The following is a 13,906-nucleotide window of genomic DNA, read 5'->3' on the forward strand; positions in this document are numbered from 1 at the left end:
CCTGGCATACCCCTAGACAGCAACAGGGGCACCCCTACGTGAAAGGGTGCCCCTGCAACGGGAAAGTCACCAGACGACAGGCAGCTCCCGCAGCGAGTAGACGATCGCGCCGTCGCGGAAGCGGAGTTCCTCCGCCGGTTTGGCCAGCTGGAGAGTCGGGATGCGGGTGATCAACGTCTGCAGCGCGACCTGGAGTTCCACCCGGGACAGGAACTTCGCGATGCAGCTGTGGATGCCGTGCCCGAACGCCAGCGGCGTCGAGTCCTTCCGGGTGATGTCGAGCGCGTCGGCGTCGGAGTACACCGACTCGTCGCGGTCGGCGGAGGACAGCAGGGCGATGACGCCCTCCCCCGCCTTGATCTGCTGGCCCGCGATCTCCAGGTCCACTTTGGCCACCCGGCCGACACCGCACTGCATGACGTTCTGATGCCGCAACAGCTCTTCCACGGCGCCGACGATCAGGTCCGGGTTCTCGCGCAGCTTCACGAGCTGCTCGGGATGTTCCAGCAGGGTCAGGATGCTCAGCGCGATCGACGACGCCGTCGTGTCGTAGCCGGCTGACAGGAGCATCATGCCGATGACGACGGCCTCTTCGCGTTTGAGCTCCCCCGCGGCCATCTGGTTCGTGACCAACCGGCCGAGCACATCCTCAGTGGGGTCCTTCTCCTTCTGCGCCACCAGTTTGGTCAGGTAGCCGAAGAGAGCGCCCGCCGCCGCGTTGCGGTGGGCCTGCGAGGAAGTGGTTTCGACCAGGGTGTTGATCCAGCGGCCGAAGGCCAGGCGGTCCTTGTAGGGGACGCCGAGCAGCTCGCACACGACGGTCAGCGGGATCGGGCGGGCGAAGTGCGTGACCAGGTCGACCGGCTGCGGAAGCTTGAGGATCGCGTCGATCCGGTCGTCCACCAGCTTCTGCGCCGACGGACGGACTTCCTCGGCCTTCTTCTTGGTGAACATCGACATGATCATGCGCCGGTACCGGGTGTGGTCCGGAGGGTCGACGGTGACGAACGCGCCCGGCTGCGGGTCCACCGGGAACAGGTACCGCGGATAGCCGGGATTCATCACCTCGGCGGAGAACCGTTCCGTGTCAGCAAGAAGCGTCCGCACGTCGTGATAGCGCGCGACGAGCCACGCCGTGTCGCCCGCCGGTGTCGTCACCTTCTGGACCGGCCGGTCGGCACGCAGCCTGGCGTACTCCGGTGGCAGGTCCAGCGGGTGCTGGGCGTCGCGGGCGAACGGGAACGGGCACGCCGAAGCCGGCGCGACTACTTCTTCCGTCATCTTGGGAACCTTCAGTCAGAGGTGCGGAATCGGTTGATCGCGTCGACGTTTCTGTCTCGCAACTCGTGGTTCAGAACACCCAGCCCAACGGAGGGCGCCAGGCACAGCACGCCGACCTTGCCCTGGTGGGCGTTGCGGTGGACGTCGTGCGCGGCCTGCCCGGTCTCGTCGAGCGAGTACACCCTGGACAGGGTCGGGTGAATCTTTCCCTTGGCCACCAACCGGTTCGCCTCCCACGCCTCGCGGTAGTTGGCGAAGTGCGAGGAGATGATGTGCTTGAGGTTCATCCACAGATAGCGGTTGTCGTACTGGTGCAGGTAACCGGACGTGGACGCGCAGGTGACGATCTTGCCTCCCTTGCGCGCCACGAAAACGGACGCGCCGAACGTCTCGCGGCCGGGGTGCTCGAACACGATGTCCGGGTCCTCACCACCGGTCAGCTCACGGATGCGCGCACCGAACCGCTTCCACTCGCGCGGATCCTGCTCGTGCTCGTCCTTCCAAAACCGGTAACCCTCGGCGGACCGGTCGATGATCAGCTCCGCGCCCATCGAGCGGCAGATCTCGGCCTTGTCCGGCGAGGACACGACACAGACAGGAGTCGCGCCACCGTTCAACGCGAACTGCGTGGCGTACGAGCCGAGTCCGCCGGACGCACCCCAGATCAGGACGGTGTCGCCCTGCTTCATGTTGCCGCCGTTGGCCGACACCAGCTGGCGGTAGGCGGTCGAGTTGACCAGGCCGGGAGAGGCAGCCTCTTCCCACGTCAGGTGCTCGGGCTTCGGCATGAGCTGGTTCGCCTTGACCAGCGCGAGATCCGCCAGGCCGCCGAAGTTCGTTTCGAAGCCCCAGATCCGCTGCTGCGGGTCCAGCATCGTGTCGTTGTGGCCGTCCGGGTGCTCCAACGGCACGTCCAGGCAGTGCGCGACTACGCGGTCGCCCGGCTTCCACACCGTCACACCGGGCCCGACGCGCAACACCACACCGGCGAGATCGGAACCCACGACGTGGTACGGCAGGTGGTGCCGCCCGCCCAGTTTCCGCAGAAACCCGAACGTCGACACCGGCTCGAAGATCGAGGTCCAGACGGTGTTGTAGTTGATCGCGGACGCCATCACGGCGATCAACGCCTCACCGGGCGCCAGCTCCGGTGTCGCGACCTCACGGATCTTCAGCGACCGCCGCGGATCCTTGTCCCAGCTCGACAGGCCCGCGAACATGTCCGCGTCGCGCTCCTCGACCACCACGGCGCGGTAGCTCTCGGGCACCGGTAACGCCTCGAAGTCCCGCACCACCGCGTCGCCCGATTCGATGGCGCTGAGGATTTCGCTCATGCCCTAGACGGTAGGAGAGCCAACGCTAGGGAATGCCCGCGAGAAACTGCTGTGTGCTGGACCGTGTGCTCGTCAGATTCCTGAACCACCACCTCCGGTCCTATCGGGGAACACTCGTGCTCCTGGTGGTGCTCCAGCTGGTCCAGACCGCCGCGACCCTGCTGCTGCCCACGCTCAACGCGCAGATCATCGACAACGGGGTGCTCCTCGGCGACGCCGGCTACATCTGGAACACCGGGCTCACCATGCTCGGGGTGGCCGCCGTGCAGATCCTCACCGCGAGCGGCGCGATGCTGCTCAGCTCCCGCATGTCGTCCGGTCTCGGCCGGGACCTGCGGCAGAAGGTGTTCGGCAAGGTCATGAACCTGTCGGCGCGCGAGGTCGACCAGATCGGCGCGCCGTCGCTGATCACCAGGACCGTCAACGACGTCGGGCAGGTGCAGAGCATCGTGCTGACCACCGCGGACGTCGCGGTGTCGGCGATCATCATGTGCGTCGGTGGTGTCGCGTTGGCGCTGGTGCAGGACGTGCCGGTGTCGACGATCCTGATCGCACTGGTCATCATCGTGATCACCGGTCTCACGCTGATGCTGAAGCGGCTCTCGCCGTTCTACGAAGCCATGCAGAAGTTCATGGACCGCATCAACCACCTGCTGCGCGAGCAGATCACCGGGGTGCGGGTGATCAGGGCGTTCGTCCGCGACCCGCACGAACGCGGCCGCTTCGACGCCACCAACCGCGACCTCTACGGCACCACGCTGCGGGTCGGGCGGATCATGGCGACGTTGCCGGTGATGGTCATGACCATCATGAACGTGCTGACGATCGCGATCATCTGGTTCTCCGGTCATCGCATCGACGACGGCAGCATGCAGCTCGGCGCGCTACTCGCGTTGCTGTCCTATGTCACGCTGATCATCGTCGCGATCATCATGGCGATGCTGGTCTTCACCGAGGCACCGCGCGCCGCGGTGTCGGCGGCCCGCGTGGACGAGGTGCTGCAGACCGAGTCCAGCATCAGGCAGCCCGCGAAGCCCGTCGCGAACATGGCCACGCGCGGGCATCTGGAGCTGCGCGGTGCCACGTTCGGCTACCCCGGCGCGGAGAAACCGGTGTTGCGGGACGTCAACGTCACCGCGCGGCCGGGCGAGACCGTCGCGATCCTCGGCAGCACGGGCAGCGGCAAGTCGACGCTGCTGTCGCTGGCGCTCAGGCTCTACGACGTCACCGGCGGCCAGGTGCGGATCAACGGCGTGGACATCCGCGACCTCGATCCACTGGCCCTGCACAGGGTCATCGGCTACGTGCCGCAGAAGGCGCACCTGTTCAGTGGCACGATCGCGTCGAACCTCCGGTACGGCAAGGCCGACGCGACCGACGACGAACTGTGGCACGCGCTGGAGATCGCGCAGGCCGCGGAGTTCGTGCGGCCGATCGGCCTCGACGCGCCGATCACCCAGGGCGGTTCGAACGTCTCGGGTGGACAGCGGCAACGGCTCGCGATCGCCCGCACGTTGGTGCGCAGGCCCGAGATCTACCTGCTCGACGACTGCTTCTCCGCGCTCGACCTCGGCACCGAGGCCCGGTTGCGCGCCGCGTTGGCCGCAGAACTCGGTGACGCCACGATCCTGCTGGTCACCCAGCGGATCAGCACGGTCGAGGCGGCATCCCGGGTCGTCGTGCTGGAGGACGGACAGGTCGTCGGTTCCGGCACGCACGCAGAGCTCATCGCCACCAACCAGACCTACCGGGAGATCGCCCTCTCCCAGCCTGTGGGAGGGGCCGTCCGATGACACTGCTCGCCGATCCCGAGGTGTCCACAGAGGTCGCAGAGGAGAAGAAACCCAGTACGACGAAACGACTGTTCGCGCTGCTGCTGCCGTATCGGAGCAGGCTCGTCGTGATCGGGTTGCTCGCGGTCGTGACGATCGGGCTCAACCTGCTCGGACCGATCCTGCTCGGCCGCGCCACCGACCTGATCTTCACCGGCCTGGTCAGCCGGACGCTGCCCGCCGGCGCCACCCAGGAGCAGGTCCTGGCGCAGCTGCGGGACGAGGGCAAGGACACGCTCGCCAACGTCATCGGCACCGTCCACATCGTGCCAGGCCAGGGCGTGGACTTCCCGGCGCTCGGCCAGCTGCTGATGATCATCCTCGGTCTGTACGTGATCGGGTCGCTGTCGATGCTCGCGCAGGGCTGGGTCGTCACGAACATCGTCCAGCACGCCGTCTACAAGCTGCGCGAGGAGATCGACGCGAAGCTGACCCGGCTTCCGTTGTCCTACTTCGACCGCAACCCCCGCGGCGAGGTCCTTTCCCGCGTCTCCAACGACGTCGACAACCTGCAACGGACCGTGCAGCTGTCGATCGGCCAGATGCTGACGAGCGTCATCAGCGTCGTCGGTGTGCTGGCGATCATGCTGGTGATCTCCGTCGAACTGGCCGTGCTGGTGCTGGTCTGCGTGCCGATCGCGCTGGTGCTGGCCGCGTGGATCTCCAAGCGCGCCATGCCGAAGTTCGCCGAGCAGTGGCAGTCGACGGGCGCGTTGAACGCGCACGTCGAAGAGATGTACAGCGGGCACGCGCTGATCACCGCGTTCGGCCGGCAGGAGCAGGCGGCGGAGGAGTTCGCCGAGCGCAACGGGACCATGTACCGGTCGTCGTTCAGCGCGCAGGCGATCTCCGGGCTGATCGGGCCCGCGACCCGGTTCATCACCGACCTCAACTACGTGCTGGTGGCCGTCGTCGGCGCGCTGCGGGTGGCCAGCGGCAGTGTGTCGATCGGTGACGTGCAGGCGTTCATCCAGTACTCCGGCATGTTCTCCCGGCCGATCATCGACGTCGCGAACTTCTCCGGTCAGCTCCAGTCCGGCATCGCGTCCGCCCAGCGGGTGTTCGAGCTGCTGGACGAGCCCGAGCAGTCGCCGGCGCCCGCCAGGCCCGCGACTGTCTCGCCGGTGCGCGGCCACGTCGAGTTCTCCCGCGTCTCCTTCCGCTACACGCCGGAGAAGCCGTTGATCGACGACCTGTCGCTCACGGCCTCCCCCGGTCAGCTCGTCGCGATCGTCGGGCCCACCGGCGCCGGCAAGACGACGCTGGGGAACCTGCTGTTGCGGTTCTACGAGCTCGACGGCGGCCGGATCCTGCTGGACGGCACGGACATCACCCACCTGACCCGCGAGGAACTGAGGTCCTCCATCGGCCTGGTCTCGCAGGACACCTGGCTGTTCGAGGGCACGATCGCCGAGAACATCGCCTACGGACGGCCCGGCGCGACCCGCGAGGAGATCGTCGAGGCAGCGCAGGCGATGTGCGTGGACCGGTTCGTGCGCTCGTTGCCCGACGGCTACGACACCGTGCTCGACGAGGAGCACGGCGGGCTGTCCGCGGGTGAACGGCAGCTGATCACGCTGGCCCGCGCGTTCCTCGCCCAGCCCGCGATCCTGCTGCTGGACGAGGCCACGTCGTCGATCGACACCCGCACGGAAGTGCTGATCCAGCAGGCGATGACGTCGCTGCGGGCCGGGCGGACGAGCTTCGTCATCGCGCACCGGCTGTCCACGATCCGGGGCGCCGACCTGATCGTCGTGATGGACCAGGGCGCGGTGGTGGAACGCGGCACGCACGAGGAACTCCTTGCCGCCAAGGGTTTCTACGCTCGCCTCCACACCGCCTGAATTCGTTCGTGACCGGGCCGGTGGCCGTGTCACGCTGAGCGGCATGACTGCTGCTCCGCGCATCGACACGCCGCTCGGCCCGGTGACGTTCGTGGTGTGGAGCGACGTGGATCTGAACCCGGTCATCGGCCCGGCGCAGGCCGAGGTCCCCGGCGGCTTCCAGCCGGTGACGCTGTGGACCGCGACGTGGCGGTTCGCCGCGCACCAGGCCATGAGCGGGTTCCAGGTGGTCGCAGGTCTGACGGCGGGCCCGGACGTCGACGGCGGACCGGAGTCCGGCGAACGCCTCGACGCGGTCACGTTCGCGAACGCCTCGGGCACCGTGTCCATCGGCGGGCCGGACGAGGAGTACCTGCTCGACGTCCTCGGCGTCCAGTGCGACGTGCGGTACCTCGGCGACCGCACGGTGAGCTGGAGGCTGCCCGGTTTCACCCCCACCGGCACCGCGGAGCTGACCATCGCGGTGGCGTGGAGCGGGCCCGGCGACACTCTTGCCACGTGGTTCGCGGTGGGCCGGCACTAACCCAGCACGAACGGGATCTGCAAGCTCCCCAGCTCGGCGCGCTCCGCTTCGGTCGGCGCGCGCCTTCCCGTTCCCACCAGCAGCACGTCCTCGTCGGACCACGAAGCGGGGAAAGCACCGGCGATCTGTTCCAGCATCTCCCGGCAGCGGGCGACCGTTTCCGTGGGCGGGCCGGCGACGTGCGGGAGGTGCAGGACGAGGTCGAGGTGGTGCAGGGTCCACTCCCAGACGTACGCTCCGAGGTAACCGGACGTGCACAGCACCATGTCCTGGGTGCTGACCTTGAGCAACGGATCGGCGAATTGAGCGGCCCGCAACGCGGCCTGGCCCACGTCGTCGACGTGGTGCTTCAGCATCCACGGCTCGCCGTACGCGGCGGCCAGCCGGACGGTCAACGCCGACAGCGGGTCGTCGGACCGCTCGTGCGAGACCTTCCAGTACGTCACGGCGTCGTGCGTCACGGCGTCCGCGGTCGGTGTCACCAGGGTGATCAGCACGTCCTGCGCGTCGATCACGAGGTGGCACACCAGATCCCGCACCAGCCAGCCCTCACACCCGGACGGCTGGGCGAAGTCGTCGTCCGTCAGCTCGCGCACCGCGGTGAGAAGTGCCCCCAGAGAAAGCGAAAAAAGATCCACAGCCGCAAACTACAGCGGCTGTGGATCCGGGGCAGATCGCTCTACCAGCTGGCCGCGGCCAGCAGCTCGCCGTACTGGTGCTCGGTGGCGACGTGCTTGAGATCGGCCTCCACCATCATCTTCATCAGCGACGAGAAGTCGACCTCGGGCTTCCAGCCGAGCTCACCCCGCACGCGGGTGGTGTCGGCGCACAGGATCTCGACCTCGGCCGGGCGCACCAGAACCGGATCGATGTAGACGTGGTCCTCCCAGTTGAGGCCGACGTGCTCGAACGCCAGGCGCACGGCGTCGCGCACCGAGTGCATCTCGCCGGTGCCGACGACGTAGTCCTCCGGCTCCTCCTGCTGGAGCATCAGGTGCATCGCGCGCACGTAGTCGCCCGCGAAACCCCAGTCGCGCAAGGCGTCCAGGTTGCCCAGGGCCAGCTTGTCCTGGAAGCCCTGCTTGATCTTCGCGACGCCGAGCGAGATCTTGCGGGTCACGAACTCCGCGCCACGGCGCGGCGACTCGTGGTTGAACAGGATGCCGCCGACGGCGTACATGCCGAACGACTCGCGGTAGTTGCGGGTGATGAAGTGGCCGTACGCCTTCGCCACGCCGTACGGGCTGCGGGGGTGGAAGATCGTGGTCTCGCGCTGCGGGGTCTCCGCGGCCTTGCCGTACATCTCCGACGACGAAGCCTGGTAGAAGCGGATGTTCTTGGCCGAGGCGCCGTTGTGACGGCTGCTGGACAGGCCCGAGACGACGCGGATCGCCTCCAGCACCCGCAGCACGCCCATGGCGTTGACCTCGGTCACGAGCTCGGCCTGCTGCCACGACATCGGCACGAACGAGATGGCGCCGAGGTTGTAGACCTCGTCCGGCTGCACCAGGTCCACAGCGGACACCAGCGACGCCTGGTCCATCAGGTCACCGTCCACGAAGGACAGCTCCGACATGAGCCGCGAGACCCTCATCTTGTGCGGGTTCGCCTGTCCCCTCACGAGTCCCCACACGTCGTACCCCTGTTTCAGCAGGTGCTCCGCGAGATAGGACCCGTCCTGCCCGGTGATCCCGGTGATCAGTGCGCGCCTGGTCATCCCGTTTCCTCTCATCACCTTTACCGAGGTCCGCAACGGGACGGACCTGAATCCCTTGCCAAATTAGGGGTTCAGGCACTAGGTGATTCGCCGGAAACAACAGCGGCGACCGCACTCCTGTTGTCGTTCAGAAAGAAGTGCCCGCCGGAGAACACTCTCAGTGTGAAATCACCGGCAGTGCGTTCCCGCCACTGTTCGACCTCGGCGACGCTCGCTTTGGGATCGGCGTCGCCGGTCAGTGCCGTCAGCGGGCAGGACAGTGCCGGGCCCGGCCGGTAGCGGTAGGTCTCCGCGGCCCGGTAGTCGGCGCGGATCGCCGGCAGCACCATCCGCACGAGCTCCTCGTCGTCGAACACTCGCGCGTTCGTGCCCGCGAGTCTCCTGACCTCCGCGATGAGGCCTGCGTCGTCCTTCTGGTGCACGCGGTCGTCGCGGACGATGTGCGGCGCGCGGCGGCCGGAGACGAACAGGTGGTCCGGTTCGGTGCGGAGAGCCACCTCGAACGCGATCATCGCGCCCATGCTGTGGCCGAACAGGTGCAGCGGGCGATCCTCGGACAACGGGGCCAGCAGGGGTGCGATCTGGTCGGCGAGCGACCTGATGTCGTAGTCGAGCGGCTCGGTGCGCCGGTCCTGGCGGCCGGGGTACTGGACCGCGACCAGCTCGGCGCGGCCCTCGAAGTGCCGGGCGAACGGCTGGTACCAGCTCGCCGCGCCGCCCGCGTGCGGGAAGCACACGAGCCGAGGCGCTCCCGGAGGAGCCTCGGAGAATCGCCTTAGCCACAGACCGGTGTCGAGTGTGCCTGTGTCGAATGGGGAGGCCACGCTTGGCATGCAAGCACCGTTCGGGCTGAGGAAACGCCTGGAAACGGCTAGCGTGGTCCACATGGGCAAGTCCCCGGCTGTGGAGCTCGAGGTGGAGGACCGCGTGGTGCGGATCTCCAACCCCGACCGCGTCTACTTTCCCGCGCGCGGCGAGACGAAACTGGATCTCGCGAACTACTACCTGTCCGTCGGTGACGGAATCGTCCGCGCGCTGCGGCAACGGCCGTGCATGCTGCACCGCTTCCCCGAGGGCGTGACCGGCGAGAAAGTGCACCAGAAAAGGCTTCCGAACGGCGCGCCGCCGTGGGTGCGGACCGTCCGCGTGCATTTTCCGCGCTACAACCGCCATGCGGACGAACTCTGCGTCTCGCACATCGCCGACGTGATCTGGGCCGTGCAGATGTCCACTGTGGAGTTCCACCCGTGGAACTCGCGCGCGGCCGACACCGAGAAGCCCGACGAGTGGCGCATCGACCTCGACCCCGGCCCCACGTGCACGTTCGACCGCGTGCGCCGGGTGGCCCAGGTGGCGGAGGAGGTGCTGGCCGAGCTGGGCGCGGTCGGGTTCCCGAAGACGTCCGGCAGCAAGGGCCTGCACATCTACGTGCGGATCAAGCCGGACCACGGGTTCCAGGACGTGCGGAAGGCGGCTTTGGCGTTCGCGCACGAGGTCGAACGGCGCGCGCCTGACGACGTCGAGACCACGTGGTGGCGCAAGGACCGCGATCCGTCGCTCGTTTTCGTGGACTACAACCAGAACGCACGGGACCACACGATCGCCTCGGCCTACTCGGTCCGGGGATTTCCCGAGGCCACAGTGTCGACGCCGATTCGCTGGGACGAAGTCCCGGACGTCGATCCGCGCGACTTCACCATCGCCACGGTGCCGAAGCGCTACGCCGAGCTGGGCGACCTGCACGCCGGCATCGACGACGCGGTGTGGTCGATCGAACCGCTGCTGGAATGGGCTGCCCGAGACGAACTCGAGGTTCCTGATGAACAGTAGCCAGATGGGATTGGGCACAGCATGAAGTTCTCGTCGCTCGACCAGCCGTTGTTCGGCGGCACGATCAAGGGTGACCTGGTCGAGTACCTGGACTTCGTCGCCGACCGGTTCGTGCCGGTGCTCGCCGGGCGGCCGCTGTCGGTGTGGCGGATCCTGCGCGGCCAGGACCCGTTCATGCAGAAGAACGTCCCCAAGTACACGCCGGACTACGTCAAGACCGTCGAGGTCTGGGCGGAGGCGTCGCACCGCCAGATCAAGTACGCGTTGTGCGACGACAAGCAGACGCTGATGTGGTTCGCGAACCAACGGGCCGTTGAGTACCACGTGCCGTTGTTCTTGGGCGATCACCAGACGCACATGGTGCTCGACATCGACCCGCCGGAGGGTTCCGGGTTCGACGTGGTGGTCGAGTCGGCGTTCCTGATCCGCGAGGCGCTGGCCCAGGCGGGCCTGTCGGGCGCGGTCAAGACCAGCGGCGCCAAGGGCGTGCACATCTTCGTGCCGTTGGAACAGCACGACGCCGACGACGTGGCCGCGGCGACGCGTGCGGTGGCCGCGCGGGCGGAGAAGCTCAACCCGGAGATCGCGACGACCGCGTACATCAAGGCCGAGCGCGGCGGGAAGGTGTTCCTCGACTCGACGCGCGCCTGGGGTGCCACGGTCGTCGCCGCCTACAGCCCACGCCTGCGCGAGGGCCTGCCGATCTCATTCCCGGTGCCGTGGGAGTCGCTGAAGGACGTGACCCCGGCCGACTTCACCGTCCGGACCAGGTTCGACGGCGACCCGTGGACGACGCTGATGCCCGCGGCGCAACGCCTGCCCGACGACCTGATCGCCGAAGGGCACACGATCCCCGTCGCCCGCGTCGTCGCCATGCACGAGGGCAAGCGCCGCAAGAATCAGCGCGAACGCGAGAAGTAAGCGACCGCTGCCGCCGCGAGGGGCAACGTCACGTGCGCGATGCTCGTGAACGACGGTTCGTTGGCGGACACGTACTCGTTGGCGCGCACCAGCAATCCCGCGGCGACCGCCACATATCCGGCGAACCTGGCCGTGCCGCTGGTCAGCGCGGCGATCAGCGGCACGACGATCAGGCCCGCCAAGCTGGCGTGCTCGACGTAGGTCGGCACGTCGTTCAGGGTGAGGGCGGCGTCGAGGAGCAGCAAGACCGGTGCGATCGCGCCCGTCCACGCCCGCTCGCGCCAGAGCCGGTAGCCCGCGATCCCGATCAGACCGGCGACCGCGGCGATGAAGGCCAGGTCGGCGCCTTCCGTGCTGATCGTGTCCAGGTCGCCGGTGGAAGAGCCGACGACGAACACGCCTGCCGCGCCGAGCACACCTCCTGCCGCCGCCAGCCACCACGGGCTGGTCTGGCACGCGATCGCGAGGGCGGTCGCCGCGAGCCCCAGCTGGAACCACAGGTAGGTGTCGCCGCCGCTTGCCAGCAGGCCGGTCATGCCTGCCAGGAGGCCTAACGCGGCGCCGGGGGCCCACGGGTGGTCGCGGCAGGTGACGGCGAACATCGCTGCTACCAGGGCCCATGGCCACAGGGAGCCGAACAGCCAGGTGGCGGGGCTGGAGTCGCCCAGGTGGCCGGGGATGCCGCCCGGGACGGAGACGAGGCCGATTGTGAGCAGGGTCAGGGCCAGGGCGGCGGCTAGTCGGGGGATCGCGGCTTGGATGGCCTCTGGTGAGGCTACGTAGGGGGATTGGGGCTCGTCCGGGGTGGTGGGGGTTGGGGCGGAGGTGGCGGAGGCGGTGCCGGACGCGGTGCGCACGGTCCGGCTGGTGGCCTTTTCGGCGGTGGGGTCGGGAGTGGCCGGGGTGGAGGCAGCTGGAATGGAGGTGGCCGGTCCGGACGTGGCTGAGCTGGAAGCAGCTGAGGTGGAGGTGGGTGAGGTGGAGGTGGGTGAGGTGGAGGTGGGTGAGGTGGAGGTGGGTGAGGTGGAGGCAGCTGGAGTAGAGGCAGCTGGAATGGAGGTGGCCGAGCCAGACGTGCCCGAGCGAGACTCGCTCGAGCTGGGCGCGCCCGAGCCAGACGACGCGGACGCAGATGCGACCGGACCAGATTCGGACGGGCGTGATGTGGCTGAACCAGATGCAGCGGTGCTGGACGCGGCGGCGCTGGATGCGGGCGAGGCAGGCTTCGTGGACCCGGTCGCTGTCGAGGCAGGTTTCGTGGACTTGGTCGCTGTCGAGGCAGGTTCTCTCGTCTCGCCGTGCTCTCCCAGCGCTTTGCGCGCGGCCGTCGCCACCATCCGGCTGTCGTCGTCGACGAGCCGGCGCAACGCCAGGCGCGCTGCGAGTGCCCGGCCCTCGTGGGCCACGGTCAGCATCCGGCGCAGTTCTGGGACCGCGCCCGCGCGTACGCCGGGGAGCGAGTGGTCGATGGCGTCCTGCAGTTCGGCGGGCAGTGGGGCCGGCACGGAGACCGGGCGGGCTCGGCGGGCTATGCGCAGGTCGCCGCGGACGTCGAGCATCCACTTGCCCGGGGTTTGGTGCGGGGTCACGCGGCGGACTCGGTCGTAGACGTATTCGTAGAGTTCGTCGAGGCCTACGTGGCCGTCCTGGTCGCGGTCGGCGTCGCCGGATTCGAGGCCTTCGACCAGGGCTGAGGTGAAGACTGACGGTTCGCCTTCCGAGGTGTCGGCGACCGAGGCGCCTTCGAAGGCGTATTCCATGGCCGATGAGGCGGTGATGACGGCTCGGCCGCTGCCGCCGAACTGTTCCTCGATGCCCACTGAGCCGCCGGCGCGGGCGACCATGCCGCGGCCGAACGCGCCGGAGTAGCAGCAGTCGAGCAGCAGCACTATGCGGCGGGAGCGGGAGCGGTTCATGCGGCGGGCCACGAAGTCCGCGGAGACGGCGGTGCCAGCCAGGCGGTTGAGTTTGGTGCCGGAGGTGGCGAAGTGGAGTTCGCCTGCCTCGTCCTTCACGCCGTGGCCGGAGAAGTGCAGGACCAGGAGGTCGTCGGGGTCTCGGTCGGCGAAGAAGTCCTCGACGGCCTCGTTCACCTCGGCGGCCGAGGTGTTGATCAGGGTGTGCACGTCGAACGCGCCGATGCGCGGGTCGGCCAGTACCTCGCCCAGACGGGCGGCGTCGTGGGCCGGGGCGCGCAGAGAGGAGAGGCCTGGGTCGGCGAACTCGTAGCTCGCGATGATCAACGCGTAGCGGTGCAGGTGGCGGCCCAGCCAGGCGGACCGCTGGGCGAGTTCGGCTTTCGAGGGTGCGCCGGTCAGTTCCAGGGTGTCGCCGTCGGCTTCGACAGTCACCGAACGGTCGCGGCGCTGGCCCAGCCACGACGACACGGCGTTGATCAGCGCGGCCAGGACGGTGGACTGGGAGACCGTGGTCAGCAGGGTGCCGAGCTCGTTCAGGTCGATGGCCTTGGCGCCGGCGGGAGCCTCGCCGGACACGCCCGAGACGGCGGCGAACTCCTGCAGCTCGGATCTCAGGAACGTGGTGAGCTGCTCGATGCGCTCGTCGTCGGCGCCGTTTTCGTGCACCCGCAGTGTGACGTCGGTCATAGCGGCCTCCTAGTTGGA

11 protein-coding genes are annotated in these 13,906 nt (G+C 68.2%); 5 read left to right on the top strand and 6 right to left on the bottom strand.

The genetic code is table 11. From position 1 onward, the window contains the following. Positions 1-66 precede the first annotated feature (66 nt). Both ACWGE0_RS19570 and ccrA read right to left on the bottom strand, forming a co-directional pair. Positions 67-1,281 (bottom strand): cytochrome P450, encoded by a 1,215-nt coding sequence (locus ACWGE0_RS19570; RefSeq protein WP_452262304.1) that lies wholly within the window; start codon positions 1,279-1,281, stop codon positions 67-69. An 11-nt stretch (positions 1,282-1,292) separates the two neighbouring features. Continuing rightward, positions 1,293-2,615, bottom strand: coding sequence for a crotonyl-CoA carboxylase/reductase (gene ccrA / locus ACWGE0_RS19575; protein ID WP_452262305.1), 1,323 nt, complete (start codon positions 2,613-2,615; stop codon positions 1,293-1,295). Between the two features lie 65 nt (positions 2,616-2,680). Here ccrA and ACWGE0_RS19580 point away from each other — a divergent pair, with 65 nt between their 5' ends. From ACWGE0_RS19580 to ACWGE0_RS19590, 3 genes are read left to right on the top strand one after another with little or no spacing between them, the layout of a single operon-like run. Continuing rightward, complete coding sequence (locus ACWGE0_RS19580; RefSeq protein ID WP_452262330.1) at positions 2,681-4,408, top strand: ABC transporter ATP-binding protein; 1,728 nt, start codon at positions 2,681-2,683, stop codon at positions 4,406-4,408. Then, a complete protein-coding gene (locus ACWGE0_RS19585) occupies positions 4,405-6,291 on the top strand; it encodes an ABC transporter ATP-binding protein (RefSeq protein ID WP_452262306.1) in 1,887 nt (628 codons plus the stop codon). Before ACWGE0_RS19580 ends, ACWGE0_RS19585 begins: the two co-directional genes overlap by 4 nt. Before the next feature lie 43 nt (positions 6,292-6,334). Further along, positions 6,335-6,814: a hypothetical protein gene (locus ACWGE0_RS19590; protein ID WP_452262307.1), complete on the top strand. Its 480-nt coding sequence runs from the start codon at positions 6,335-6,337 to the stop codon at positions 6,812-6,814. Here the strand turns inward: ACWGE0_RS19590 and ACWGE0_RS19595 are convergent. From ACWGE0_RS19595 to ACWGE0_RS19605, 3 genes are all read right to left on the bottom strand, one after another. After that, positions 6,811-7,452: a maleylpyruvate isomerase N-terminal domain-containing protein gene (locus ACWGE0_RS19595; protein ID WP_452262308.1), complete on the bottom strand. Its 642-nt coding sequence runs from the start codon at positions 7,450-7,452 to the stop codon at positions 6,811-6,813. The genes ACWGE0_RS19590 and ACWGE0_RS19595 overlap by 4 nt on opposite strands. Before the next feature lie 41 nt (positions 7,453-7,493). Continuing rightward, complete coding sequence (locus ACWGE0_RS19600; RefSeq protein ID WP_452262309.1) at positions 7,494-8,531, bottom strand: GDP-mannose 4,6-dehydratase; 1,038 nt, start codon at positions 8,529-8,531, stop codon at positions 7,494-7,496. Between the two features lie 71 nt (positions 8,532-8,602). After that, entirely contained in the window at positions 8,603-9,268 is a 666-nt protein-coding gene (locus tag ACWGE0_RS19605; protein WP_452262310.1) for a thioesterase II family protein, read from the bottom strand. A gap of 148 nt (positions 9,269-9,416) precedes the next feature. Here ACWGE0_RS19605 and ligD point away from each other — a divergent pair, with 148 nt between their 5' ends. Together ligD and ACWGE0_RS19615 are read left to right on the top strand one after the other, a co-directional pair. After that, entirely contained in the window at positions 9,417-10,361 is a 945-nt protein-coding gene (gene ligD / locus ACWGE0_RS19610; protein WP_452262311.1) for a non-homologous end-joining DNA ligase, read from the top strand. Between the two features lie 21 nt (positions 10,362-10,382). Then, on the top strand, positions 10,383-11,282 hold the full coding sequence (locus ACWGE0_RS19615; RefSeq protein WP_452262312.1) for a DNA polymerase domain-containing protein: 900 nt from the start codon (positions 10,383-10,385) through the stop codon (positions 11,280-11,282). Here the strand turns inward: ACWGE0_RS19615 and ACWGE0_RS19620 are convergent. Further along, positions 11,261-13,888 (bottom strand): caspase family protein, encoded by a 2,628-nt coding sequence (locus ACWGE0_RS19620; protein WP_452262313.1) that lies wholly within the window; start codon positions 13,886-13,888, stop codon positions 11,261-11,263. The two genes, ACWGE0_RS19615 and ACWGE0_RS19620, sit on opposite strands and share 22 nt — an antisense overlap. Positions 13,889-13,906: the final 18 nt, after the last annotated feature.

The organism is Lentzea sp. NPDC054927, from assembly GCF_053610285.1.